General features: G+C 67.9%; 22 protein-coding genes. 13 read left to right on the forward strand and 9 right to left on the reverse strand.

Annotation, left to right across the window (positions count from 1 at the left end; all coding sequences use genetic code 11):
• Nucleotides 1-64: 64 nt before the first annotated feature.
• The 3 genes from ACFOWZ_RS14070 to ACFOWZ_RS14080 form a co-directional block, all read right to left on the reverse strand.
• Nucleotides 65-2,158 (reverse strand): PhoX family protein, encoded by a 2,094-nt coding sequence (locus ACFOWZ_RS14070; protein WP_382372329.1) that lies wholly within the window; start codon nt 2,156-2,158, stop codon nt 65-67.
• Between the two features lie 129 nt (nt 2,159-2,287).
• The gene (locus ACFOWZ_RS14075) at nt 2,288-4,306 is read right to left on the reverse strand and encodes a PhoX family protein (protein WP_382372331.1); all 2,019 of its coding nucleotides are present in this window, start codon (nt 4,304-4,306) and stop codon (nt 2,288-2,290) included.
• 64 nt (nt 4,307-4,370) lie between these two features.
• The gene (locus ACFOWZ_RS14080; RefSeq protein ID WP_382372333.1) at nt 4,371-5,537 is read right to left on the reverse strand and encodes an MFS transporter; all 1,167 of its coding nucleotides are present in this window, start codon (nt 5,535-5,537) and stop codon (nt 4,371-4,373) included.
• A gap of 65 nt (nt 5,538-5,602) precedes the next feature.
• Between ACFOWZ_RS14080 and ACFOWZ_RS14085 the strand changes: the two genes are divergently transcribed.
• Nucleotides 5,603-6,232 (forward strand): HAD family hydrolase, encoded by a 630-nt coding sequence (locus ACFOWZ_RS14085; RefSeq protein WP_382372335.1) that lies wholly within the window; start codon nt 5,603-5,605, stop codon nt 6,230-6,232.
• Here the strand turns inward: ACFOWZ_RS14085 and ACFOWZ_RS14090 are convergent.
• Complete coding sequence (locus ACFOWZ_RS14090) at nt 6,181-6,762, reverse strand: hypothetical protein (protein ID WP_382372337.1); 582 nt, start codon at nt 6,760-6,762, stop codon at nt 6,181-6,183. The two genes, ACFOWZ_RS14085 and ACFOWZ_RS14090, sit on opposite strands and share 52 nt — an antisense overlap.
• 100 nt (nt 6,763-6,862) lie before the next feature.
• On the opposite strand from ACFOWZ_RS14090, the gene ACFOWZ_RS14095 reads away from it, so the two are divergent.
• The 3 genes from ACFOWZ_RS14095 (at nt 6,863) to ACFOWZ_RS14105 (ending at nt 9,249) form a co-directional block, all read left to right on the forward strand.
• Entirely contained in the window at nt 6,863-7,756 is an 894-nt protein-coding gene (locus ACFOWZ_RS14095; protein WP_382372339.1) for a DNA-processing protein DprA, read from the forward strand.
• A gap of 1 nt (nt 7,757) precedes the next feature.
• Nucleotides 7,758-8,441 carry a ComF family protein gene (locus ACFOWZ_RS14100; protein ID WP_382372341.1) on the forward strand — a complete coding sequence of 228 codons (684 nt, stop codon included), beginning with the start codon at nt 7,758-7,760 and terminating at the stop codon, nt 8,439-8,441.
• A gap of 73 nt (nt 8,442-8,514) precedes the next feature.
• Nucleotides 8,515-9,249: an SDR family NAD(P)-dependent oxidoreductase gene (locus tag ACFOWZ_RS14105; RefSeq protein WP_382372343.1), complete on the forward strand. Its 735-nt coding sequence runs from the start codon at nt 8,515-8,517 to the stop codon at nt 9,247-9,249.
• 68 nt (nt 9,250-9,317) lie between these two features.
• Here the strand turns inward: ACFOWZ_RS14105 and ACFOWZ_RS14110 are convergent, their stop codons facing one another.
• Together ACFOWZ_RS14110 and ACFOWZ_RS14115 are read right to left on the reverse strand one after the other, a co-directional pair.
• Complete coding sequence (locus ACFOWZ_RS14110) at nt 9,318-10,403, reverse strand: inositol-3-phosphate synthase (protein WP_030465694.1); 1,086 nt, start codon at nt 10,401-10,403, stop codon at nt 9,318-9,320.
• 30 nt (nt 10,404-10,433) lie between these two features.
• Nucleotides 10,434-10,970, reverse strand: coding sequence for a PadR family transcriptional regulator (locus ACFOWZ_RS14115; RefSeq protein WP_030465693.1), 537 nt, complete (start codon nt 10,968-10,970; stop codon nt 10,434-10,436).
• Nucleotides 10,971-11,134: 164 nt separating this feature from the next.
• Here ACFOWZ_RS14115 and ACFOWZ_RS14120 point away from each other — a divergent pair, with 164 nt between their 5' ends.
• The 3 genes from ACFOWZ_RS14120 (at nt 11,135) to ACFOWZ_RS14130 (ending at nt 16,157) form a co-directional block, all read left to right on the forward strand.
• Nucleotides 11,135-11,533, forward strand: a complete 399-nt coding sequence (locus ACFOWZ_RS14120; protein WP_382372346.1) for a DUF5318 domain-containing protein — start codon at nt 11,135-11,137, stop codon at nt 11,531-11,533.
• A 413-nt stretch (nt 11,534-11,946) separates the two neighbouring features.
• The gene (locus ACFOWZ_RS14125) at nt 11,947-14,403 is read left to right on the forward strand and encodes a transglycosylase domain-containing protein (RefSeq protein WP_382372348.1); all 2,457 of its coding nucleotides are present in this window, start codon (nt 11,947-11,949) and stop codon (nt 14,401-14,403) included.
• A gap of 95 nt (nt 14,404-14,498) precedes the next feature.
• Nucleotides 14,499-16,157 carry a glycosyltransferase family 87 protein gene (locus tag ACFOWZ_RS14130; RefSeq protein ID WP_382372350.1) on the forward strand — a complete coding sequence of 553 codons (1,659 nt, stop codon included), beginning with the start codon at nt 14,499-14,501 and terminating at the stop codon, nt 16,155-16,157.
• Here the strand turns inward: ACFOWZ_RS14130 and ACFOWZ_RS14135 are convergent.
• From ACFOWZ_RS14135 to ACFOWZ_RS14145, 3 genes are read right to left on the reverse strand one after another with little or no spacing between them, the layout of a single operon-like run.
• Nucleotides 16,069-17,076, reverse strand: a complete 1,008-nt coding sequence (locus tag ACFOWZ_RS14135; RefSeq protein ID WP_382372352.1) for a GDSL-type esterase/lipase family protein — start codon at nt 17,074-17,076, stop codon at nt 16,069-16,071. The genes ACFOWZ_RS14130 and ACFOWZ_RS14135 overlap by 89 nt on opposite strands.
• Before the next feature lie 19 nt (nt 17,077-17,095).
• Nucleotides 17,096-18,472, reverse strand: coding sequence for a glycosyltransferase family 87 protein (locus tag ACFOWZ_RS14140; protein WP_382372354.1), 1,377 nt, complete (start codon nt 18,470-18,472; stop codon nt 17,096-17,098).
• A 23-nt stretch (nt 18,473-18,495) separates the two neighbouring features.
• Nucleotides 18,496-19,266: a deoxyribonuclease IV gene (locus ACFOWZ_RS14145; protein ID WP_382372356.1), complete on the reverse strand. Its 771-nt coding sequence runs from the start codon at nt 19,264-19,266 to the stop codon at nt 18,496-18,498.
• Nucleotides 19,267-19,400: 134 nt separating this feature from the next.
• Between ACFOWZ_RS14145 and ACFOWZ_RS14150 the strand changes: the two genes are divergently transcribed.
• The 6 genes from ACFOWZ_RS14150 to dnaB all read left to right on the forward strand — a co-directional run bounded on the left by ACFOWZ_RS14150 (nt 19,401) and on the right by dnaB (nt 24,755).
• Nucleotides 19,401-20,330 (forward strand): hypothetical protein, encoded by a 930-nt coding sequence (locus tag ACFOWZ_RS14150; protein WP_382372358.1) that lies wholly within the window; start codon nt 19,401-19,403, stop codon nt 20,328-20,330.
• 101 nt (nt 20,331-20,431) lie between these two features.
• Nucleotides 20,432-20,740, forward strand: coding sequence for a 30S ribosomal protein S6 (gene rpsF / locus ACFOWZ_RS14155; protein WP_081901884.1), 309 nt, complete (start codon nt 20,432-20,434; stop codon nt 20,738-20,740).
• A gap of 29 nt (nt 20,741-20,769) precedes the next feature.
• Nucleotides 20,770-21,273 carry a single-stranded DNA-binding protein gene (locus tag ACFOWZ_RS14160; protein WP_059362156.1) on the forward strand — a complete coding sequence of 168 codons (504 nt, stop codon included), beginning with the start codon at nt 20,770-20,772 and terminating at the stop codon, nt 21,271-21,273.
• Between the two features lie 58 nt (nt 21,274-21,331).
• Entirely contained in the window at nt 21,332-21,571 is a 240-nt protein-coding gene (rpsR, locus tag ACFOWZ_RS14165; RefSeq protein ID WP_030465683.1) for a 30S ribosomal protein S18, read from the forward strand.
• Between the two features lie 18 nt (nt 21,572-21,589).
• A complete protein-coding gene (gene rplI, locus ACFOWZ_RS14170; protein WP_382372361.1) occupies nt 21,590-22,045 on the forward strand; it encodes a 50S ribosomal protein L9 in 456 nt (151 codons plus the stop codon).
• Nucleotides 22,046-22,796: 751 nt separating this feature from the next.
• Nucleotides 22,797-24,755 (forward strand): replicative DNA helicase, encoded by a 1,959-nt coding sequence (gene dnaB / locus ACFOWZ_RS14175; RefSeq protein WP_382372690.1) that lies wholly within the window; start codon nt 22,797-22,799, stop codon nt 24,753-24,755.
• Nucleotides 24,756-24,904: the final 149 nt, after the last annotated feature.

The following is a 24,904-nucleotide window of genomic DNA, read 5'->3' on the forward strand; positions in this document are numbered from 1 at the left end:
AGGGCATACGGCCTGATGGCCGCACCGGTTCAAACGACTCCGAGGAGTGAGCGAGCGGGCGCTGTCAGTCGCAGATCTTGCGACGGTCCTTGCGCCACACCACCGCGACGGACGGACGCGGCTGCGAGGTGCCGCCGTCCGGCCAGTGCGAGGCCGGGTTGTTCGCCGACGCGCCGTCGATCTCACCGGGGTGCTGCACGGACACCAGCACGAAGTCCTCGGTGATGACCGGGCCGCAGGTCTCCGCGCCCTTGGGCACGGTGAGGAACTGCTTCACCTGGCCGCGGCGCTTGCCTGCGACGGGCACCGCGAACAGGCCGTCGTTGGATCCCAGGGCGTTGCCGTCCGTGGAGATCCACAGGTTGCCGTGCGAGTCGAACGCGACGTTGTCCGGGCACGAGATCGGGCTGACCTGCGACTTGTCGAAGCCGCCGAAGTACGTGCCGGGGTCCTTCGGGTCACCGCAGAGCAGCAGCAGCTTCCACGAGAACGTGGTCGCCGTGTTGTCGCTGCGGCGCTCCTCGATCTCCAGGACGTGGCCGTGCTTGTTGCCGTTGCGCGGGTTGGGCTCGGTCGGGCCTTCCTTGCCCGCCTTGCCGCGGTCGGTGTTGTTGGTCAGCGCGGCGTAGATCCGGCGGTTGTGCAGCGAGGGTTCGACGTCCTCCGGGCGGTCCATCTTCGTGGCGCCCATCTTGTCGGCGGCCAGGCGCGTGAAGACGTAGACCTCTTCCGCGGTGAAGCCCGGCACGAACGACTTGTCGTTGTGCGCCAGTGCGATCCACTCGCCGCTGCCGTCGAACTCGCCGTCCTTCGGCAGCGCGCCGTCACCGGTGATCTCGGCGGCAGGGCTGTCGCCGGTGAACTTGGCGACGTAGAGCGTGCCCTTGTCCAGCAGGCGCTTGTTGTGCTCGCGGGCGCGCTTCGAGCTGCCCTTCATGTACCGCTCGTCGGTGACGAACTTGTACATGTAGTCGAAGCGTTCGTCGTCACCCATGTACGCGACGACCCGGCCGTCCTTGGCGACGATGACGTTCGCGCCCTCGTGCTTGAAGCGGCCGAGCGCGGTGTGCTTGACCGGCGTCGACTTCGGGTCGAGCGGGTCGATCTCGACGATCCAGCCGAAGCGGTTGGCCTCGTTCGGCTCCTGCAGCAGGTCGAAGCGCTTGTCGAACTTCTCCCACTTGCGCGTCGTCGCGCCACCGGACATGCCGTAGCGTGCCAGCTTGGCCTTGGTGTCGGCGTCGGCGACCTGGCCGCCGTTCGCGAAGTACTGGTTGAAGTTCTCCTCGCCGGACAGGATCGTGCCCCACGGCGTGACGCCACCGGCACAGTTGTTCTGCGTGCCCAGCACGACCTTGCCGGACGGGTCGGCGGAGGTCTTGAGGTACTTCGAACCGGCAGCGGGACCGCGCACCTCGAACGGCGTGGTGAGCGTGATCCGGCGGTTGTACTTCTCCATGTCGTCCGGGCAGACGAACAGCTTGCCGGTGCGGGGGTCGCGGTCGACCATCACGATCGACAGGCCGTGCGCGGCCCACGCGATCTTGGCGTGCTTCTCGGTGACCTTGTCCGCGGCCCAGTCCTTGAACATGAACGACTCGGACGTGTACTCGTGGTTGCTCACCATGAGCCAGCTGTCGTGGTAGCCGGGCACCGGGACGAGGCCGCAGAAGTCGTTGTTGAAACCGAACTGCTTGGCCTGCGCCTCAGGGGTCTGGTTGTCGAAGTCGAACTTCGGCGCGTCCGGCAGCACGGGGTCGCCCCAGCGGATCACGACGTCCTGCTGGAAGTCCTTCGGCACCACGAGCTCGTCGAGGGTGTTGGGCTGCACCGGCTCGAAGTTCAGGCCGCCGGGGTCGCGGCTGGAGCCGAGGTTCAGGTCGACGTCGACGTTCACCGGAGCAGCGGCGGCCGCACCGGAGAACGCGAGCGCACCGGCACCCGCGACCGCGACGACAGCGCCGGCCTTGAGCATGCCGCGGCGGCTCACGACCTCCTTGACGACGTCACCGAAGTACGCGTTCTGCGTGGTGTTGGGCGCCTCGTGCGCACACGCGTTGCCACAGCGGAACTCGCAGGTGACGGCCTGACGCCCGAGCGGGTGGTTCGTCGGGAGCAGGGGCAGCAGGCGGCGGCCCCGATCGGTGGATGAGGACACGCAGGCCTCCGGGATCGGTCAGTGTGGGAACTGGCCGAACGTAAGAGCCCAACGAGATCGCCTGCCGTCCAAGAGATGAACGGCAGGCGAACACGTACTACTCCCGGGCGATCACGGCACGCAGTGTGATCAACCGATTTCACCCAGCTGACGACGGCCCTTGCGCCACACCGCGACGACCGACGGCCGGGGTTGTGACGTGCCGCCGTCCGGCCAGTGCGAGACAGGCTTGTCCGCGGTCGCACCGTCGACCTCGCCGGGGTGCTGCACGCACACCGTGATGACCCTCTCGCCGATCACCGGCCCGCACGTCTCGCCGCCGCGCGGCACCGTGAGGAAGAGCTTCAGGTGCCCGCGTTCCGGTCCCTCCAGCGGCACGCCGTAGAGGCCGTCGTTGAGCCCGTCGAGCTTGCCGTCCGCGTCCGTGGAGATCCACAGGTTGCCGTGGCGGTCGAACGCCACGTTGTCCGGACTGGAGATGGGGCTGACCTGCGACTTGTCGTAGCCGCCGAAGTAGGTGTTCGGATCGTCCGGGAAGCCGCAGACGAGGAAGAGGCCCCAGTTGAACGTCAGCGCGAGCGCGTCGCCGCGCCGTTCGGTCAGCTCCAGCACCTGGCCGTGGCGGTTGTTGATGCGCGGGTTCGGCTCGGTCGGGCCTTCCTTGCCCGCGACGACGCCGCGTTCGACGTTGTTGCTGAGTGCGCAGTAGACCGTGCCGGTGCGGGGGTGGCACTCGATGTCCTCGGGACGGTCCATTTTGGTCGCGCCGACCTTGTCCGCGGCGAGGCGAGTGAAGACGTACACCTCTTCGGCGGTCATGCCCGGCACGAACGACTTCTTGCCCGCTGCCAACGGAATCCACTCGCCGGTGCCGTCGAACTTCCCGTCGCTGGGCAGCTTTCCGGTGCCGTCGATCTCGGACGCGGGGCTGTCGCCCTTGAAGCGCGCGACGTAGAGCGTGCCGTCGTCGAGCAGCGTCATGTTGTGGCGGCGCGCGGCTTTGCTGTTGCCGTGCTTCATCTTGCCGTTGGAGATGAACTTGTAGATGTACTCGAACCGCTCGTCGTCACCGGAGTACGCGACGATGCGGCCGTCGTCGGCGACGCGGATGTTCGCGGTCTCGTGCTTGAACCGGCCGAGGTGCGTGTGCTTGACGGGGGTCGAGTCCGGGTCGTGCGGGTCGAGCTCGATGACCCACCCGAACCTGTTGACCTCGTTGGGTTCCTGCGCGAGGTCCCAGCGCTTGTCGAAGCGCTCCCACTTGCGCGTGGTGGCGTTGCCGACGACGCCGTAGCGGGTCAGACGCGGGTCGTTGCGGCCGGCGGCGTTGGCGAAGTACTGGTTGAAGTTCTCCTCGCCGGACAGGATCGTGCCCCACGGCGTGACGCCGCCGGAGCAGTTGTTGATGGTGCCGAAGACCTTCTTGCCCGTGGGGTCGACGGACGTCTTCAGCAGGTCGCTGCCCGCGGCCGGACCGCGCACCTCGAAGGCCGTGTTGAGGGTGATCCGGCGGTTGTACCTGCTGAACCTGGGCCGGTAGTGGCCGGAGAACAGCGAGCGCTTGATCATGAACACCGACAGGCCGTGCGCGGCCCAGCCGATCTTCGCCTGCTCCTCGGTGGGGTTGTTCGGGTCGTAACCGCGGAACATCAACCTCTCGGTCGTGTACTCGTGGTTTGTGATCATGAGACCCGTGAGCTCCAGCGGGTCGAGCGGCAGGATGGCGGCGAAGTCGCAGTTGTAGCCGAACTGCTTCTCCTGCTTCGCGGCCGTCTGGTGGTCGAAGTCGAACTCGGGAACGCCGGGGAAGAGCGGATCGCCCCAGCGGATCACGACCCCCTGCTCGTACCCCTCGGGGATGACGACCTCGTCCTTGGTGTTGACCTGGACGGGCTTGAAGTCGAGCCCCCTTGCAGGGCGCCCCTTGGCCTCGGGCTCGGCAGCGGCGGCGGTCGCCGGCATCGACACGGTGGCGGCGGCCGCGACGACCGCACCGGCCTTGAGCGCGGTGCGGCGGCTGACCAGGTCGCCGAAGTAGGGGTTGTCCGACGTGTTCGGGACGTCGTGGAAGCACGCGTCCCCGCAGCGGTACTCGCAGGTCATCGCTGCTCTGCCGATCCGGTGGTTGACGAGCGGCAGGGGGATCATGGTGGTGGCCTCCTACGGTCGGTGCGGGAACCGCCACCGACCGTATGCGGCCGTTCATGCTTTGTTAACCCACAAGTTGTTCACCCGCGAGGACAGCTTCGGACGGAACGTCTCTTGTGTCCGTCCGGCTGAGCGTCAACAGTCCCGCTGCGACCAGGCAGAGGATCGCCGCCACGACGAACGGCTGCGCGAGGTGGCTGACGAACGTCGCAGCCAGCGCGCCACCGAGCCAGCGGAGGAAGTTGTACCCGGCGCTGGCGACCGGCCGCGGCGCGGCGCTGACGCTCATCGCGGTGCCGGTGAAGAGCGTGTTGAGCAGACCCGAGACGAGGCCGCTGACGACCACGGCGACCACCAGCAACGGCTTGCTCGGCACCGCCATCAGCAGCATGAGCACGGCAAACGCCAGCACAGATCCGATGATTGCCCTCTTCTCGCCGACCCGGTCCGCGAGCCGCGGCGCGAGGAACACGCTGGAGACCGCGACGCACACACCCCAGCCGAAGAAGATCAGTCCGATCTCGACGGCGCCCCACTGCAGGACGAACGGCGACCAGGCGAGAACCGTGAAGAAGGCGGCCGTGTAGAGCGCGGCACCGATCGAGGTGCGCAGCAGGACCGGGTGCCGAAGCGCCTTGAGCGGGTCGAGCAGACGAATCCTCGGACGTTCCTCGTGCGAGTCCTTGGCCAGGAACGTTGCACAAAGGATCAGTGCGACGGCCATCAGGATCGCGGTGCCGAGGAACGGCCCGCGCCACGAGAAGCTGCCGAGCAACGCGCCGAGCAGCGGTCCGACGCTCAGCCCGAGACCGAGCGCGGCCTCGTAGAGCAGGATCGCGCCCTTCTGGCCACCGCTCGCCGCACCGACGATGACGCTGAGGGCCGTGGCGATGAAGAACGCGTTGCCGAGTCCCCAGACGGCCCGCAGGCCGACCAGCTGGCCGATGCTCCCCGCCGCCGAGCACGCCAGCGTGGCGACGACGATCAGCGCGAGCCCGCCGACGAGCGTGCGCTTGGCCCCGAACCTCGCCGTGGCGGCGCCCGTGAAGAGCATCGCGACGACCTGGACGCCCAGGTAGGAGGAGAAGAGGAGGGTGACCTGCGCGGGTGTTGCGTGCAGACCCTCCGCGATGGACAACAGGATCGGGTCCACGAGCCCGATCCCCATGAAGGCGATGACCGCGGCGAACGCCGTGATCCACACCTGCTTGGGCTGAGCTTTGAAATTCACTTAGCTAACCTAACAGATTTTGATTAGCATGGCGAAGTATCGTGCGCCACAGGTACGGTTCAGGGGTGGAAGCGGTGATCTTCGACCTCGACGGCGTGCTGATCGACTCCGAGCAGGTGTGGGACGAGGTGCGCCAGTCGTTCGCGGCGTCGCACGGCGGTGTGTGGACTCCCGAGGCGACCCGCGCGATGCAGGGCATGTCGACGCCGGAGTGGGGCGCGTACCTGGTCGAGGCCGTCGGCGTGCAGCTGACCCCGGCGGAGGCGTCGGCCGGTGTGATCGCGGAGATGGAGAAGGCGTACGCCGCTCATCTGCCGGTGATTCCGGGTGCTGTGGACGCGGTTCGTGCCGTGGCCGAACGGTTCCCGGTGGCGATCGCGTCCTCCGCACCGGCCGTGCTGATCAAGGTGTTCCTCGACGTGACCGGGTTGCCGGTGCCCGTCGCGGTGTCCTCGGAGGAGTGCGCCGCCGGCAAGCCGTCACCGGACGTCTACCTGCTGGCGGCGTCACGGCTCGGGGTTGTTCCCACCTCTTGTTACGCCGTCGAGGACTCCACGAACGGGCTTCGAGCAGCCCTGGCGGCCGGGATGACCGTGCTGGCCGTGCCGAACCCGCACTTCCCGCCCGCTCCCGACGTGCTGGCTCAGGTGCGGGTGCTGCCCTCGATCGCCGACCTGCCGGACGCGCTGGCGTAACTGGTCGCGGCCATGCCGATGGCGATGCACGTGCAGGCGATGACGCCCTTCGGCCAGTAGATGTGGCTGTCCAGGAACAGGAAGCTGCCGAGGAGCAGGAAGGCGGCTCCCGGAATCGCCTTGAGCTTGTGCTTGAGCAGCACGCACACCGAGATCGCGATGCTGGCAGCGAAGAACGACCACGACCCGACGTACCCGAGCTGGTTGCCGATCTTGAAGATGGGCGCGTCGGCGTCACTGCGCCCACCGTTCGCCAGCGTCATCGCGCCGCCGCCGATGCCGGCCAACGCGTCCAGTGCGCCGTAGAAGACGACGAAGCTGAACGTGGCGAGCCTGGCGGGGTAGCGCACGAGCTTCGGGGTGTCGTCCAGCAGAACCCATTGCGCGGCACCGAGCAGCGGGAAGACCGCCGCCAGGATGATGTGCATGTTCTGCCACCACTGCGCGGTGGACGCGTCGAGGTGGTGCGGGTGGGTGAACCCGATGGCGGCGAGGACCAGGCCGGGGAGGGCGACCAGCAGCGTGCGCACCGCGCGACGCTAGCGTTGATCGCGGCTTTTCCGACTAGACTCGCCCACTTTCAGGCGATTCGGCCCAGCGCGTCGAACCTCTGTTCGATAGGATGTGACCGTGGTGAACCGGCGCGAACAGGCGGCGCTGCTGCTCGCACTGCGCGACAGCGAGCGCGGCTGGGCCGACGTCACGAACGCGGTGGAAGATGCCGGTTCCGCCCTGGCAGTGCTGGACTCGCTGCTCACCCCGGACCAGCCCACGCTGGACCACGTCGCCCCCGACCTGGCCGGTCGGCTGGAGTTGGCGGAAAAGGAGATCGAGTCCTGGGAGGACGAGGGCATCCACCTCGTCACCGTTCTAGACGAGCAGTACCCGGTTCAGCTGCTCATGGTTCACCAGCGGCCCCCCTTCCTGACCTGCAAGGGTTTTCTCGACCCCGCAGACCAGTTCGGCGTCGCGGTCGTCGGAAGCAGGCACGCGAGCGCACGCGGACTCCACATCACCCGCGAGATCGCGACAACGCTGACCAAGCACGACATCACGGTCTACAGCGGACTGGCGGCAGGCGTCGACACGGCAGCGCATCGAGCCGTCGTGGACGCCGGAGGCCGGACGGTGTCAGTGGTCGGTACCGGCCTGCGCCGCTGCTACCCGGCGGAGAACGCCGAGTTGCAGCAGGAGATCGCCAGGACAGGCGCGGTGCTGTCGCAGTTCTGGCCTGATGCCGGTCCCGCGAAGCACCACTTTCCGATGCGCAACGCCGTGATGAGCGGCTGCAGCGTCGCGACCGTCGTCGTGGAGGCGGGCGAGCACAGCGGTACCCGGATCCAGGCACGACTCGCGCTGGAGCACGGCCGGCACGTCTTCCTGCTGCCCGAGGTCGCGTCGAGCACGACGTGGGGCCGTGAGATGGCTCTGCGTCCCAACACCACCGTCCTGGAAGGCCCCGACCACCTGCTGCACGTGCTGGACGAGCTGCGCGCCGGAGTCCCGGACCTGATCGATCTGTGACGTGAGCCCGCTCAGCCGCATCCTCGAGCGGTACCTGAACATCCTCGTCGCGCCGCCTGCTCGTGGTCCGAACGTGTGCATCACCTGTTTCCGCCCCACTGACGGGTATGCGCGTTGCTCGCAGTGCAACAGCCACTTCCGCGAGTTCGGCGCGAACCTCGCCGACGCCGTCGTGATCATCTCGATGGCGGGCAAAGGCGGGCAGCTGGCTCACGTGCTGGCGAAGTACAAGTACGGCGAGCGCCCCGAGATGCGCAAGCAGTTCACCGACGAGCTGGCGTACGTGCTCGCCACGTTTCTGGCGAAGCACCGTCAATGCATCGGAGAGTTCGATGTCGTGGCTGCCGTACCGAGCACGAAGCAACGCGCGACGACCCACCCGCTGATCGACATCCTCAGCCGGCGTCTCAACATCACCCGCTACCGCTTCGCCGAGGCGCTGCACACCACGAGCTCGAACACCCGGCAGCTGCGACCGGACGAATACACCGTCCACACGAACGTCGCCGGCAAACGGGTGTTGCTGGTCGACGATCAGTGGACATCGGGTGCCAGCCTGCAGTCGTCGGCGATCGCACTCAAGCGGGAAGGAGCGGCACGAGTCGTCGGCCTGATCATCGGACGGCGAGTCGACACACAGCCGTCCGGAGCGTTCGACTGGGACACGTGTGCCGTCTGCCAGTAAAAGACACGTGCTCAGCACCAGAACCGCACGCCCTGACTCCCGCTGAGCACTGTTGGTGCCTAGCGTGGCGACCATGACGCAACGAGTTGCTGTGGTCACCGGCACGGCGCAGGGCATGGGACTGCGGATCGCCGACGTGCTGCGCGAGGACGGGTTCGCCGTCGTCGGGTTCGACCTGCAGGAGAGCAAGGACGGGATCGTCGGCAACGTCGCCAGCGCCGAGGACGTGCGGCGGCTTACCGACCACGTCGTGGACACCCACGGGCGGGTCGACGTGCTGGTCAACAACGCGGGGATCGCCGGCATCGTGCCGTTCGAGGAGACGACGCTCGACCAGTGGGAACGGATCATGGCGGTCAACCTGACCGGGCCGTTCCTGCTCACCCAGGCGCTCGGCAAGGTCATGCTCGAGCAGGGCAGCGGCTGCGTCGTCAACATCGCGTCGGTCGCCGGGCTGCAGGGCGTGGCGGACCGGGCCGCCTACAACACGACCAAGCACGGGCTGATCGGGCTCACCCGCACGCTCGCCGTCGAGTGGGGCGGGCGCGGGATCAGGGTCAACGCGGTGTGTCCCGGCTGGGTCAAGACCGAGATGGACGTCGAGTCGCAGGCCGGCGGCTACTACGTCGACCAGGACATCACCGACCACGTGCCCATGGGCCGGTTCGCGGCGCCGGACGACATCGCCCAGGCCGTGCGGTTCCTGGCGAGCGACAACGCGCGGTACGTCAACGGCGTCGCGCTGCCCGTCGACGGCGGGTGGACCGCGGACGGCAGCTGGCAGAAGCTGCGCCTCTCGAAGCGCTGACCGGTTTTGGCGCGAAAAGCACGTTCGGGCCGATAGATGGCCCGGACGTGCTTTTCGCGCCGATCAACTCAGGCCTCGCCGCGGATGAACGCCTCGACGGCCTCGTGGGCCTCGGAGTCCGAGTACTGCACGGGCGGGGACTTCATGAAGTAGGACGACGCCGAGAGGATCGGGCCGCCGATGCCCCGGTCGAGGGCGATCTTCGCCGCGCGGACCGCGTCGATGATGATGCCCGCCGAGTTCGGGGAGTCCCAGACCTCCAGCTTGTACTCGAGGTTCAGCGGCACGTCACCGAACGCGCGGCCCTCCAGGCGCACGTAGGCCCACTTGCGGTCGTCGAGCCACGCCACGTAGTCCGACGGGCCGATGTGGACGTTGCGCTTGCCCATCTCGCGGTCGACCTGGGAGGTGACGGCCTGGGTCTTGGAGACCTTCTTGGACTCCAGTCGCTCCAGTTCCTTCATGTTCAGGAAGTCCATGTTGCCGCCGACGTTCAGCTGCATGGTGCGGTCGAGCTGGACACCGCGGTCCTCGAAGAGCTTCGCCAGCACGCGGTGCGTGATGGTGGCGCCGACCTGGGACTTGATGTCGTCACCGACGATCGGCACGCCGGCCGCGCGGAACTTCTCCGCCCACTCCGGGTCCGACGCGATGAAGACCGGCAGAGCGTTGACGAACGCCACACCGGCGTCGATGGCGCACTGGGCGTAGAAGCGGTCGGCCTCTTCGGAACCCACCGGCAGGTACGACACGAGCACGTCGACCTCGGCCTCGCGCAGCGCCGCGACGACGTCGACCGGCTCGAAGTCCGACTCCTCGATCGTCTCGCGGTAGAACCGGCCGAGACCGTCGAAGGTGTGACCACGCTGCACGACGACGCCCAGCGGGGGCACGTCCGCGATCTTGATCGTGTTGTTCTCGCTGGCCACGATCGCTTCGGCCAGGTCGACACCGACCTTCTTCGCGTCGACGTCGAACGCTGCGACGAACTCGACATCGCGCACGTGGTAGTCACCGAACTGCACGTGCATCAGGCCGGGCACGCGGGTGCTCGGGTCGGCGTCACGGTAGTAGTGGACGCCCTGCACCAGCGACGCCGCGCAGTTGCCAACCCCGACGATGGCCACTCGAACGGTGCGGCGGTTTTCGCCCATTGCCGAGTCCTCCTTGATCAAAGATGAGTACTACTCGTCCTGCTCGGACTGTTCGTGCGCGATGAGCTCGTTGAGCCACCGCACCTCGCGCTCCGTGCTCTCGAGCCCCTGCCTGTGCAGCTCGCGGGTGTAGCGGTCGATCTGCTCACCCGTCTTCGCGAGCCGCTCGCGGAGTCCCTCCCTGCGTTCCTCGACACACCGCCTCCTGCCTTCCAGGATTCGCATCCTGATCTCGGCCGGTGTGCGCGAGAAGAACGCCAGGTGGACTCCGAACGAGTCGTCGTCCCAGGTCTGCGGCCCCGCGTTGGCCAGGAGGTCGGCGAACCGCTCCTTGCCCTCGGGAGTCAGCTTGTAGACCTTGCGAGCCCGACGTCCCCAAGAAAGAGCCGACTCCTCCGGCCCTTCCTCCACGATCAGGCCCGCACGTTGGAGTCGCCGCAATGTTGGGTACAGCGATCCGTAGGAGAACGCGCGAAACGCTCCGAGCAGGTCGTGCAAGCGCTTGCGCAGCTCGTAGCCGTGCATCGGCGCCTCGTGCAGCAGGCCGAGCAGCGCGAACTCGAACACGAGTCACCTCCTCGCACCTGCACCGATAGGTGAGGTGATTATATCGCCGCGATACATCGTTGGCTCCTTCTCACTGTGGGATGTGGCACACCGTCATATCGCGCCGGACGTTGCTGCCCTGAACGGCCCATCATCGGAAAGCGGTCGGCACGTACTCTGGTCACGTGTTGACCCAACGGCAGGTGGTGGACTACTCGCTGCAGCGGCGTGCGCTGCTGGCGGAGGTCTATGCCGGCCGCACGGGCACCATGGAGGTCTGCGACGCGTCCCCGTACCTGCTGCGAGCTGCGAAGTTCCACGGAACGGCGACCGAAGTGCCGTGCCCGGTGTGCCGGAAAGAACCCCTCACGAACGTGTCGTGGGTGTACGGCGACGAGCTCAAGCACGCGACCGGCTCAGCGCGCACGCCTGAAGAACTGGTGAAGATGGCAACCCTCTTCGACGAGTTCACGGTGTACGTCGTTGAAGTTTGTCGCACGTGCAGTTGGAACCACCTGGTGCAGTCATACGTCCTGGGGAAGCGTGGGCTGGAAAAGCCACGCAGGAGGACTGCGGCGGAATGACCGACAGGTGACACTGCTCCGAACGAAGTACGACCACCGAACCGCGTGCTGATGCACGCCGGTCTGGGAGGCCTTTTCACGTGAACGACCAGCATGATGACCGGCAGCGCGGAGGCGAGCCGCAGTGGCCGACCGGGGACGACCCGGACGGCGGCGGCACGAGGCGCGATGTCCCGAATCAGCCACGACCGGGCACTCCACCCGGCGGTTTTGCACGCCCTCCCCAGGGTGGCACGCCACCCGGTGGTTTCCCACAGCAGCAGCCCCCAGGCCGCCCGAACGGACCAGGCGGTCCCCAGGGCGCTCCCGGTGGCGGTCAGGGCGGCCCAGGGCGTCCGCAGGGGCCCGTGAACGGTCCCGGCGGACCGGGTGGGCCGGGTAACCGGCCCCCGACACCGCCCGGTGGCATGCCGATGGCACCGCCTCCCGGTGGTCGTCGCCCCGGTGGCCCGAACGGTCCCGGAGGCGCCCCGCAGGGCGGTCCCGGCCGCCCCGGCGTGCCCCCGCGCAGGCCGGGTGAGGAGCGGACCACGCAGCTGCCACCGGTCAACCGGCCGCCGCAGCGCGAACCCGACCTCCTGACGCACCGCGAGCCCGAGGACGAGTTCCTGCTCGCGGGCGGCGTCGACGACGAGGACGAGTACTACGACGACGAGCCGGAGCTCACCGAAGAGGAGGAGCGTCGTCTGAGGAAGAAGAAGATCTGGAAGCGCGTCCGCATCGGCGCGTTCGTCGCGCTCGGACTGATGCTCCTCGGCCCGGTGATCGCGGTCGCGATCGCGTACCCGCTCGTCGACTGGCCCAAGCCCGAGGAGATCGCGGCCGACCAGAACAAGACGATCACGCTGCAGTACGCCGACAACAGCGAGATGACCAAGATCACCGCGCCCGGCGAGAACCGCACGATGCTGACGTACGAGGAGATCCCCGAGACCGTCAAGCACGCGGTGCTGGCAGCCGAGGACGCGGACTTCTACGAGAACCCCGGCTTCGACGCCAAGGCCATCCTCCGCGCGGCGTGGTTCCAGGTGACCAGCGGTTCCGGTGGTGGTTCAGGTCTGACGCAGCAGTACATCAAGAAGGCCACCGGCAAGGAGGACCCGACTCTCACCCGCAAGTTCACGGAGGTCGTCAAGGCCTTCAAGATGAGCAACGAGTCGGACCACAACACGATCCTCACGGCCTACCTCAACACCGTGTACTTCGGACGCGGCGCGAACGGCTTCAAGGCCGCGGCGCAGGTCTACTACAAGAAGGACATGAAGGACCTCACTCCTTCCGAGGCGGCGCTGATCGCGGCGATGATCCAGACGCCCTCCTGGTCCGAGGACAAGGAGCACTCGCAGAAGCAGTGGAAGTACGTCATGGGTCAGATGCTCCAGAAGAACTGGATCGACCAGGCGTACTACGACGCGCAGCAGTGGCCGACGCCGCTGCCGTTCGCCGAGACGCAGCCGAAGTCGCTCGACGGCCCGCGCGGCCTGATCGTCGACCAGATCCAGGCGGCTCTCGAGGAGGAGAAGACCGGCGTCACGTTCGAGCAGGCGCAGAAGACCGGCGTCACGATCCAGACGTCGATCGACCCGAAGATGCAGGCCGCGGCCGAGGAGGCCGTGGACGAGATCATGGTCAAGGGTGGCCAGCCGGAGGCGTTGAAGACGTCGCTCACGGCCATCGACCCGACCTCGGGAGCGGTCCGCGCCTACTGGGGCGGCCGTGACGGCCGAGGCAGCTTCGACTACGCGAAGGGCACGCTCCAGGAGCCCGGCTCGTCGTTCAAGGCGTTCGACCTCGTCGCGGCGCTGCAGAACGGCAAGGGCCTCGGCACGACCTACGACGGCACGTCGCCACGCAAGTTCCCCGGCGTCGCGACGCCGATCCGCAACTCCGGCAACGACAACTCGTGCGGCAAGGAGTGCCCGGTCCGCACGGCGATGATCAAATCGTTGAACACCGTGTTCTACGACATGGTCGTCAACGACGTCGGCGTCGCGAAGACGGTCAAGGCCGCGCACCAGGCCGGTATCCCGGACCAGGTCAACATCGGCAACGGCCCGAAGAAGCTGCTGGTCGGTGAGGACGGCGGCACCCCGAACGGTGGTATCTCCCTCGGTGGTGACCAGGCGGTCGTCCGGCCGTTCGACATGGCGTCGGCGTACGCGACGTTCGCCGCCCGCGGTGTCTACCGCGCGCCGTTCTTCATCGTGAAGATCACCGGCCCGGACGGTGCCGTGCTCTACCAGCACGCGGACCAGCCGATCTCGGCGTTCGACCCGGACCAGTCGAAGAGCCAGGACATCGCCGACAACGTCACCGACGTGCTGAAGGAGATTCCGAAGAGCTCGAACATCCCGTGTGCGGGCGGTCGTGAGTGCGCCGGCAAGACCGGTACCCACGAACTCTCCGAGAGCGCGGGTCAGGGTGCGGGCCTCAACTCGAAGGCGTGGATGGTCGGCTACACGCCGTCCATCTCGGCCGCCGTGTGGGTCGGTCGCAACGAGGGCAACCTGCCCATCCGCGACAAGTCCGGTTCCAACATCTTCGGTTCCGGTGTGCCCGGCAAGATCTGGCAGGCGTTCATGAACAAGGCGCTGGCCGGCACGCAGATGGAGCGGTTCGCGAAGGCCAAGCCGCTGAACCAGTACAACCCGCCGGCGAAGTCGAACCCGCCGTCGTCGAGCCAGCCGGCCAACAACCAGCCGACGCAGCCCACGGACGACCCGACGAGGCCGACGCAGCCCAGGACGACGGACCCGAACGAGCCGTGCACCGGCTTCCTGTGCCCGCCGACGACGGGTGGCCGGACCACGACGACGACCCCCAAACCGAAACCCGGTGATCCGCCTCCCGGTGACGGGACGAGTCCATGAGTGAAGGGGCCCTGGTGCGATGTGCACCAGGGCCCCTTCGCTTCGTCCAGGGATGTTGACCACGACGAAACGGTCTTGGCCGTAACATCCGCCACGTGCCCAGCAGCCCTGCCGAGGTTCCCGCAGAGTCGTCAACCGCAGAGTCGTCAACCACAGCGTCGTCAACCACAGCGTCGTCGACCGCGGACCTCTCCGAGGACACCGACTCGCTCACTCACGAGGAGCGGGTCGCGCCGACCTGGACCGAGTCGCTCGCACGCTCCCTCAGCAGACCCTTCGGCGGCCCGCTCGGCGAGCACGCGCAGGTCGGCAGGAACTACTTCTGGACGGCCGCGCGGGTGATCCTGCTGCTGGCCGTGCTGACCTTGCTGGCGGGTTGGGTGCAGAAGTCGCCTTGCATCCAGCAGTACGTGGACGACAAGGGTGTCGTGCAGCTGGACTGGCGCGGCAGCAGGCAGTTCACCGCTCTCTGCTACTCCGACACCGTGCCGCTCTACACCGCGGAACGGCTCGACCAGCGCGGTGCCTTCCCGTACATCACGTCGTGGAAGGACGACGAGGGCAAGCCGACCGAGCACATCAGGTACATGGAGTACCCGGTCGTGACCGGGCTGTTCATGTGGCTCAACGCGCGGGTGGCGCAGGGGCTCGTGGCGCTCGTGCCGGGGCTGCCGATGACGGTGATCGTGTTCTTCAACGTCACGGCGTTCTGGCTGGCCGTGGCGTGGCTCGTGACGGTGTTCTCGGTCGCCCGGATCGCGCGGCGGCGGATGTGGGACGCGGCGTTGGTCGCGGTGTCGCCGTTGGTCATCGTCCACGCGTTCACCAACTTCGACACGATCGCCACAGCGTTCGCCACGGCTGGTCTGCTGGCGTGGGCGCGGAAGAAACCTGCGCTCGCCGGTGTGATGCTGGGGCTCGGTGGTGCGGCGAAGCTCTACCCGTTGTTCCTGCTCGGGCCTTTGCTGTTGTTGTGTTGGCGTTCCAACCGGATGAAGGCAGGACTCACCACCACTGCGTCGGCCATCGGCGCGTGGGCGCTCGTCAACGCGCCGATCGCCCTGAACCCGGCCTCGCAGACGGGGTGGAGAGAGTTCTTCCGCCTCAACACCGAGCGCAACGCGGACCCGGACACGCTCTACAACGTGCTGGTGCAGTGGACGGGGTGGCCTGGCTTCGACCCCGGACTTCAGCAGGGGCAGCCGCCGACGGTGCTCAACACGGTCAGCATGGTGCTGTTCCTCGTCTGTTGCGCCGGCATCGCGTACGTGGCGCTCTCGGCTCCGACGCGGCCTCGGCTCGCTCAGCTCGGGTTCCTCGTCGTGGCGGCGTTCCTGCTGACGAACAAGGTGTGGAGCCCGCAGTACTCGTTGTGGCTGGTGCCTCTGGCCGTGCTGGCGTTGCCGCGCTGGAAGCTGCTGCTGGCGTGGATGACCGTCGACGCGCTCGTGTGGGTGCCGCGGATGTACTTCTACCTCGGCACGGACAACAAGGGGCTGCCGATCGACTGGTTCCTCGGTGCCGTGCTGCTGCGGGACGCCGCCGTCATCCTGTTGTGCGTGATCATCCTGAAGGAGATCTACCACCCGGAGCGCGACCTCGTGCGCATGACGGGCGAGGACCCGTTGGCCGGCGTTCTGGCCGATGCACCGGACCGGCAGGTCGTCACACCCGCACGAGGCGAGCCATCGCATCGAATGCGGCCGCGTTCGGATGCAGGTGATCACCGGAGTCGAACTCCGGACGCAGTCTGAGCGGATCGGCGGGGTCGCGCACCGCGGCGTCGAAGTCGAAGGCACCGGGGAAGGTGGCGCGGATCCACGCGTTCACCTTCTGCCGCTGCTGCTCCCTCTCCTCGGTCCAGTTGACCCAGCCCCGCCACGGCGTGATGGTGCCGACGAAGAACTGCGCGTTCTCCTTCTCGCACCGCAGCTGGATGGTGCGGATGCCCGCGATGACGTTCTCCGCGCTGACGCCGCTCTGGATGTCGTTGATGCCGCCGAGCAGCACGACCTTGCGCACCTCGTCGCTGAACAGGACGTCCCGGTGCACGCGGGTGATCATCGGCGCGTCGCCGAGCACCACGCCGTTGCCGTTGATGCCGGCGTTGAGCATCGCGTGGTCGGTCTGGACGAGCGACGGCCAGTTGTCCTCGTAGAACCCCTCGGTGATCGAGTCGCCGAACGCCACGACCGCGCCCGGTGCCGTGAAGCCCGCGACCTCGACCGCCGAGACGAGGCAGATCTGCTCCCGCGTCGACGTGATCGTGCGGTGTGCGCGTGCCTGGCACGGCGTGCCGGCCGGGGCGTAGGTGCTGATCTCCAGCGTCTTCGTGACGGTCAGCTGCACCGCGTCGCTGCGGACCTCGTCGCGGGCCGGGATCGTGACGCCGCGGGAACGTCCGAACGTCAGCTGCCGCGTCTGGCCGTTCGCCGTCACGCTGACCTGCTCGACGCGGACCGGCCTGATGCCCATCAGATTCGACAGGCGCACGCGGACCGACGTTCCGCCCGCGCCGAGGTCGACCGTCGTCCGCACGCTCTGGTCCGGCACCGACGCGGACAGGGTCGGCACCGCCTGCCACACGGGCAGCCAGCGGATCACCGCCGACGGCTCGTGCACGCCGGAGGCACCGCAGGCCAGCAGCAGCGCCAGCACGATGATCACCCTCACGGGGTGAGTCTGCGGCTGGTCAGCTCTTCGCGGCTACGGCCCCGCGGATGAACTTCAGATCTTCGTGGTCGTCCTCGGTGACGTCTCTGGCCTTGAGGAACGCCACGAACAACGCGACGAGCAGCGCCGCACGGCCCCACACGCCGATCATCACGGCCTGCGCGGAGAAGCTGTCGTAGATCCCGGCGGGCTGCCCGAACTCGATCGCCCAGAACCAGCGGAAGATCCCGATCCCCATGGCGAGGTCGACCGCGAAGTAGGCGAAAGCCCACATCAGCCGCACGCGCAGCAGCACCAGGAACGGCACCAGCCACAGCGTGTACTGCGGCGAGTGGACCTTGTGCAGCAGCATGAAGCCGCACAGCATCGCGCCGGACACCGCGATCCACGGGTACGTGCCCTCGCGCCGGAACCGCAGCCAGCCGTAGCCCGCCGCGATCGCGAACGACACCAGGATCGTGATCGGCGAGACGACGCCGACCAGCGACTGCATCGCGTCGTCGCCGATGAACGGGCGCAGGCCCCAGTACCAGATGGAGTTCGTGGTGATGTCGACCCGGCGCAGCTGCTGGAACTCGAACGACGCGAGCCAGCCGTCGTAGCCTGCGATCGCGAACGGCAGGTTGACCAGCACGACCGTGATGATCGAGGCGATTCCGACCTTGAGCGCGCCGACGACGTCGACCTTCTTGCCCTCCGGCAGCTCGTGGCCGCGCCAGCCGCCGGTGGCGACGAAGAGCATCAACGGCAGCACGAACGCCGCCGGGTACACCTTGAACGCGAACCCGAGCCCGAGCAGGACCGACGCGACAGTCGCCCGTTCGACCAGGGGCCGGTTCCAGCGGTGCACCACGTAGACCGCGGCGGCCGAGCACAGCACGACCGGCAGGTCCCAGTTGTGGAACGCGTAGAGGATCAGCGGTGGCCCGATCGCCCACAGCAACGCGCGCCAGCGGGCGAGCTTGCCGAGCAACCAGCCCGTGAGCAGGCCGAACGGTGCCATCAGCAGCGACGAGTAGAGCAGGTACTCCGCGTCGTTGTGCGCGAAGATCGCGCCCGCCCAGATGATCAGGCCGGAGAGCACCGGGTACTCGACCGAGCCGCCGACGAGGACGCCCTTGTCGTTGATGCCGCCGTCGACGTACGGGAAGACGTGCCGGTCGATGTCGCGCCCGATCCAGAGGTGCTGGATGTCGGAGTAGCAGACGTCTTCCTTGTTGCGCTCGTCGTAGTCGGGCTGCGTGCGGCCCCACTGGTCGAACGCGGGACCGGTGCAGCGGTCCTTGTTGATGAAGCCCAGCAGCAGCGTGAGCCCGCACAGCAGCACGAGCACGGCAGCGGCGGACCTGCCGAAGCGGTTCACGACACGCCCGGCGTCGCCTCGCTCGGGCGTCACGCTCACCACCTCGTGCACGGTGTTCACCGGCCGGCGCGGTCGCGCAGGAAGGTGATGTCGTCGGCCTGACCCTCGTCCGGTGTCTCCACCACGACGGGGCATCCGGCGCCGGCGGCCACGGCCACCAGCTGATCGGCGTCGATCGTGCCAGTCTTGATGTTGTCGTGCCGGTCGCGCGAGGAGCCGAACTCGTCGCGCGAGCTGTTGAGGTGCACGAGGTCGATCCTGCCGGTGATCGCTTTCACCCGATCGACGATGCCGACGAGGTCCTCACCGGCGGCGAACGCGTGGCAGGTGTCGAGGCAGAAGCCCGCGCCGAACTCGCCGACCGCGTCCCAGAGCAGCTTGAGGGAGTCGAACGAGCGGGCCATGGCGTTGTCGCCGCCCGCGGTGTTCTCGATCAGGATCGGGACCGCGAAGCCGCCCTCCGCGACCTGGCGCTCGAAGAACTTGCGCCAGTTCGCGAAGCCCTCCGCGGGGTCCTCGCCCTTCGTGACGTGCCCGCCGTGGACGATCAGGCCCTTCGCGCCCACCGTCGCGGCGGCCTCCGCGTGCTGGATCACGTTCTTCCTGGACGGAATTCGGATCTTGTTGTTCAGCGACGCAATGTTGATCATGTACGGGGCGTGGATGAACACCTCGAGCTCGGACGCGAGCAGGGCATCCGTCTGCGGATGAGGTTTGGGCTTCTTCCAGCCCTGGGGATCCGACAGGAAGAACTGGACGACGTCGGCCCCGCGTTCGGCCGCGGCGCCGACCGGGTCGTCGTCGCGTACATGGGCCCCGATGCGCATGAACAGGAGGGTAGTCGGCGTCCATAACGCCATCGCAGCCGCCGCCGATAGGAGTAATTGAAAAAACTGGGGATGGTCTACGTCACGACCAGGACCTACGGTCGTTACTACTAGGGAGTAGGAAAGGAGTTCACATGCGACTGCTGAGCGTCACCGCCGCGACGCTGCTGGCGCTGGTCTCCGCTTCCACGGGCGCGATGCCGGCCACCGCCGCAGAGCCGATCGTGGTGGGCAGCTGTGCCACTTCGGTGCAGGGCACGCCTGGGACTCCCGTCTCTCTCAGCCCCGGCGCGGTCACCCAGCCCATCACGGACCTGGTGCGCGCCGTCCCGGTGCTCGGCCCTGGGCTCGCCGAGCCGTTCAGGTCGGCGTTCTCGCAGCTCCCACCCATTCCGATCGGCGCTGTGCAAGCCGGCACGACGACCATCACCGGTGGCACGATCGCGAACGCCGTGGCGGCGGAACTGCAGAAGATCCCGCTGCTCGGCCCGATCCTCGGCACGCTCGACAAGACCGTGCGCACAACGCTGACCCGCACGTGCGGGGTCACCGTGACCGGCGTGAACCAGGTCGCCGCGCCGATCCAGGACACCAGCAAGGGGCTCGCGGACAAGTCTGCGCAGCTGCCCGGCCAGCCGAAGCCGCCAGTGGGTCAGCCGCAGCCGCAGCCGCAGCCGGGCACCAACCCCGGAACGCAGCCCGGCACGTCCCCCGGCCTCCCCGGCACGGGTGCGGGCGCGCCGAGCAACCGCGACTTCTCGCTCTACCCGCTGGGCACGAACTTCGGCCGGGTGCCGCTGTTCACCTACGGCTCGCTGCCGTTCGCGATGCCCGGCACGTACTCGCCGTCACCCGGCGTGCGCTACGGCTCGCAGGTGCCGCGCGCGTCCAACGGCAACGGTCTCGAGGGCGACTCGGTGCAGGCGGCCGGTCGTGCGACGGCGCTGCCCAGGCTGGGCGGCCCCGGTGGCGTCGGCGCTCCGGTGCTGGTCGCGGTGCTGATGCTCGCGCTGGTGACGGGCGCGCTGGTGCGGACCTGGGTGCTCCGCCGCACCCCTGCGTAGTCGCCGGACGCGCTCTGTTAACCTTCTTCAGTTGCTGACGCGACGACCCTCCTGCCACGGAAAGCCCGTGGCCGCGAGTCCACAGGAGGTGAGTGGTCCTCATGCGTCATTACGAAGTGATGGTCATCCTCGACCCCAGCCTTGACGAGCGCACGATCGCGCCGTCTCTCGACACGTTCCTCAACGTCATCCGCACCACGGGCGGCAACGTTGAGAAGGTCGAGGTGTGGGGCAAGCGCCGGCTGAGCTTTGAGATCAACAAGAACACCGAGGGTATCTACGCGGTGCTCGACCTGACCTCGACTCCCGACGCGGTGAAGGAACTGGACCGCCAGCTCGGTCTGCAGGAGACGGTGCTCCGGACGAAGGTCCTGCGCCGCGAGCCCGCCAAGTCGGCCGTCAAGGCCTGACGAACCTCGATTAGGGGAGCTCCCAAGACATGGCTGGTGAGACGACGATCACGGTGGTCGGGAACCTGACCGCCGACCCGGAACTCCGCTTCACCCAGAGCGGTGCCGCGGTGGCGTCCTTCACGGTCGCCTCCACGCCCCGCACCTTCGACCGCCAGTCCGGCGAGTGGAAGGACGGCGAAGCGCTGTTCCTGCGGTGCAACGTGTGGCGGCAGGTCGCCGAGAACGTGGCCGAGTCGCTCACCCGCGGTTCGCGAGTGCTCGTCTCCGGACGGTTGCGCCAGCGTTCCTTCGAGACGAAGGAAGGCGAGAAGCGCACTGTCGTGGAGCTGGAGGTCGACGAGATCGGCCCCTCGCTGCGCTACGCGACCGCGAAGGTCAACAAGGTCAGCCGTGGAGACGGCGGTGGCGGCGGCTTCGGCGGCGGCGGCCAGCAGTCTCGCGGCGGTGGCGGTGGTGCGCCCGCAGACGACCCGTGGGGTTCCGCCCCGCCGGCCGGCTCGGGTGGTTTCGCCGACGAGCCCCCCTTCTAGACCGACTGCACCGGTCATCCAGAACCTGATCACTGCGTATTCCAGGAGTTAGAGACACATGGCCAAGCCGCCTGTGCGCAAGCCCAAGAAGAAGGTCTGCGCCTTCTGCAAGGACAAGAGCGCGAACCTGATCGACTACAAGGACACGACGCTGCTTCGGAAGTTCATCTCCGACCGCGGCAAGATCCGTGCCCGCCGTGTCACCGGCAACTGCTCGCAGCACCAGCGCGACGTCGCTGTTGCCGTGAAGAACGCCCGTGAGATGGCGCTGCTGCCCTACACCTCGACCGCCCGCTAAGAGAAGGGAACATTCGCGATGAAGCTCATCCTCACCGCTGACGTTTCCGGCCTTGGCGCGCCCGGCGACATCGTCGAGGTCAAGGACGGCTACGGCCGCAACTACCTGCTCCCGCGCGGTCTCGCGATCGTCGCGACCCGCGGTGCGCAGAAGCAGATCCAGGTCATCACCCGCGCGCAGGACACCCGCCGCGTGCGCGACCTGGACCACGCCAAGGAGCTGAAGGCCGCTCTCGAGGGCCTCGGTGGCGTGACCCTGACCGCCAAGGCGGCCGCGGGCTCGAAGAAGCTGTTCGGCTCGGTCACCTCGTCGGACGTGGCGGCTGCCGTCAAGTCCGCCGGTGGTCCCGTGCTGGACAAGCGCGCCATCGAGCTGCCGGGTCACATCAAGACCACCGGCAAGCACTCGGTGACGGTTCGCCTCCACCCGGAGGTCACCGTGGCCCTCCCGCTCGTGGTCACTGCGGGCGAGTAGTCCACTCGTTCCGAGGCGGCGAATGCTGCTCGCTGCTGACGCAGCTTCGCCGTTGCCCGCAGTGTCTGTTGCGGGGGCCGAGCCCCCGCAGACCCCACGGGTAGTCCTCGTGGCGTCGGTGGTGTTACCGCCGGCGAGTGACACGCGCAGTGCGAACCTCGTGACGTGACCCCCTCGGGGGCTCTTCACGAGGGTTCCGATTGCTGAAGCGCCGCCCTCCCGGAATGCTCCGGGTGGGTGGCGCTTTCGCTCGTTCGGGCCAGTGCGGCTCTGTCCACGTCCTGTGGATAAACAGTGCGCACAACGTGTCTGCGACACGCCGAAGAGGGCGTTTTTCGCGACACGCCGAGGGTGTGGCGCACAACTTCTTCCACAACTTGTACACAGCATCTGAGCTGGGGTTATTTCTGTCACTCCACCGGTTGTCAACAGGTTGTCCCCAGCACCTCCGCCCCTGTGAGCAACCATCCACAGGTTGTCCCCCAGTTGTCCACAGGGCGATCCACACGCTGGTTTGCTTGCTCCGGACGGGGCCCTCTAGCGTCGCGACACGGGCGATGGTCATCGCACAGCGTGGCCGCCCGGAATTGTCGGTGTCTCGCTGTACAACTAGGGGAGACGACACCGGCTCTCGACTCTTCGCAGGGGTGATTCGGCAGTGGCGCTGGTGGACGACCGGGGTATGGCGGAGCCCTCATTCGAGCGTCAGCCGCCCCAGGACCTCGCCGCCGAGCAGTCCGTCCTCGGCGGGATGCTGCTGTCCAAGGACGCCATCGCGGACGTCATCGAGGCGCTCGCGCCGAACGACTTCTACCGTCCCGCGCACCAGGCGATCTACGACTGCATCCTCGACCTCTACGGCCGCGGCGAGCCCGCCGACCCGATCACCATCTCCGCCGAGCTCGAGCGGCGCGGCGAGCTGCTGCGCGTGGGTGGCGCGCCGTACCTGCACACGTTGATCGCGACGGTGCCGACGGCCGCGAACGCCGGCTACTACGCCGAGATCGTGGCGGAGAAGGCGGTCCTGCGCCGCCTGGTCGAGGCGGGCACGCGCATCGTGCAGCTCGGGTACAACGGGGCGGAGGGCGCGGACGTCGACGAGGTGGTCGACCGCGCGCAGGCCGCGATCTACGAGGTCACCGACCGCCGCACGACCGAGGACTACGTGGCGCTGGAGGACCTGCTCCAGCCGACGATGGACGAGATCGACGCGATCGCGTCGCGAGGCGGCATCTCGCAGGGCATCCCGACGGGCTTCGCCGACCTCGACGAGCTGACGAACGGCCTGCACGGCGGCCAGATGATCATCGTCGCCGCCCGTCCCGGTGTCGGCAAGGCGCTGGCCCTCGGCACGCCGCTGCCCACGCCGTCGGGCTGGACCACGATGGGTTCGGTCGAGGTGGGCGACTTCCTGATCGGCGCCGACGGCCGCCCGACGCGGGTGGTGGCCGCGACCGAGGTGATGACCGGCCGCCCGTGCTTCGAGGTGGAGTTCTCCGACGGCACGGTGATCGTGGCCGACGCCGAACACCAGTGGCTGACGGAGTCGTGCAGCGAGACCGGTGGCTTCTGGGCGATCCGCACCACGGCGCAGCTGTTCGAGCGCGTCGGCCTGTGCCGCATGTTCGTGCGCATGTCCGCGGCGTGGGAGCTGCCGACGGCCTCGCTGCCGTTGACGCCCAAGGCGCTGGGCCTGTTCCTGTCCGGCCTCGGCGACCTGGAGCTGTCGGACGACGAGCTGCGCGTGGCCAAGGACCTCGACCTGGCCGACGACCCGCACATCCCCGCCGCGTACCTGCGCGCCTCCCGCAGGCAGCGCGAGGAACTGCTGGCGGCGCTGCAGATCGACGGCCGGTTCGCCCGCCTGCGCCGCGACGTCGACGAGCTGATCGCGGGCCTCGGCAGGCACGACCAGGTGGAGATCGTGGCGGTGCGCCCGGTGGCGTCCGTGCCGGTGCGGTGTGTGCAGGTCGACAACCACGACCACCTGTACCTCGCGGGCGAGACGATGATCCCGACCCACAACTCGACGCTGGGCCTCGACTTCGCCCGCTCCGCCTCCATCAAACACGGCTTGACCAGCGCCATCTTCAGTCTGGAAATGAGCCGCACCGAGATCGTCATGCGCATGCTCTCCGCCGAGGCCCGCATCCGCCTCGGCGACATGCGCGGTGGCCGGATGAGCGACGACGACTGGACCCGCCTCGCCCGCCGGATGAGCGAGATCAGCGAGGCACCGCTGTTCGTCGACGACAGCCCCAACCTCACGATGATGGAGATCCGCGCCAAGGCCCGCCGCCTCAAGCAGCGCCACGACCTCAGGCTGGTGGTCGTCGACTACCTCCAGCTGATGAGTTCCGGCAAGAAGTCCGAGTCCCGCCAGCAGGAAGTCTCGGAGTTCTCGCGAAACCTGAAGCTGATCGCCAAGGAGCTCCACGTCCCGGTCATCGCGATCTCCCAGCTGAACCGCGGCCCGGAACAACGCACCGACAAGAAGCCGATGCTCTCCGACCTCCGTGAGTCCGGCTCGCTCGAGCAGGACGCCGACATGGTCATCATGATCAACCGCCCGGACGCCTGGGAACGCGACGACCCGCGCGCGGGCGAGGCCGACCTGATCATCGCCAAGCACCGTGCCGGCCCGACCGCCACCATCACCGTGGCGCACCAGCTGCACTACTCGCGCTTCACCGACCTGGCCCAGGCCTAGTGCCGCAACCGGCACTTCCGGCGCCCAACAGGGCGCCTCGCACCCGTCTGAACGTCGAAACACGGGGCAAAGGCTGCCGGTCGCGGCACTGCCGAGGTTGAACCGTCAGAGTGCGTCATCGGCGTGTCGCCCCCTGCTGTTTGGCGGGG

The organism is Lentzea rhizosphaerae, from assembly GCF_042649515.1.
GTDB lineage: Bacteria > Actinomycetota > Actinomycetes > Mycobacteriales > Pseudonocardiaceae > Lentzea > Lentzea aerocolonigenes.

Coding starts and splice junctions, on each gene's coding strand:
- ACFOWZ_RS14160 (WP_059362156.1), top strand. CDS start 20,770: ATGGCTGGTGAGACGACGATCACGGTGGTCGGGAACCTGACCGCCGAC.
- ACFOWZ_RS14145 (WP_382372356.1), bottom strand. CDS start 19,266: ATGCGCATCGGGGCCCATGTACGCGACGACGACCCGGTCGGCGCCGCG.
- ACFOWZ_RS14075 (WP_382372331.1), bottom strand. CDS start 4,306: ATGATCCCCCTGCCGCTCGTCAACCACCGGATCGGCAGAGCAGCGATG.
- rpsR (WP_030465683.1), top strand. CDS start 21,332: ATGGCCAAGCCGCCTGTGCGCAAGCCCAAGAAGAAGGTCTGCGCCTTC.
- rpsF (WP_081901884.1), top strand. CDS start 20,432: ATGCGTCATTACGAAGTGATGGTCATCCTCGACCCCAGCCTTGACGAG.
- ACFOWZ_RS14110 (WP_030465694.1), bottom strand. CDS start 10,403: ATGGGCGAAAACCGCCGCACCGTTCGAGTGGCCATCGTCGGGGTTGGC.
- ACFOWZ_RS14125 (WP_382372348.1), top strand. CDS start 11,947: ATGGCACCGCCTCCCGGTGGTCGTCGCCCCGGTGGCCCGAACGGTCCC.
- ACFOWZ_RS14150 (WP_382372358.1), top strand. CDS start 19,401: ATGCGACTGCTGAGCGTCACCGCCGCGACGCTGCTGGCGCTGGTCTCC.
- dnaB (WP_382372690.1), top strand. CDS start 22,797: ATGCTGCTGTCCAAGGACGCCATCGCGGACGTCATCGAGGCGCTCGCG.
- ACFOWZ_RS14105 (WP_382372343.1), top strand. CDS start 8,515: ATGACGCAACGAGTTGCTGTGGTCACCGGCACGGCGCAGGGCATGGGA.
- rplI (WP_382372361.1), top strand. CDS start 21,590: ATGAAGCTCATCCTCACCGCTGACGTTTCCGGCCTTGGCGCGCCCGGC.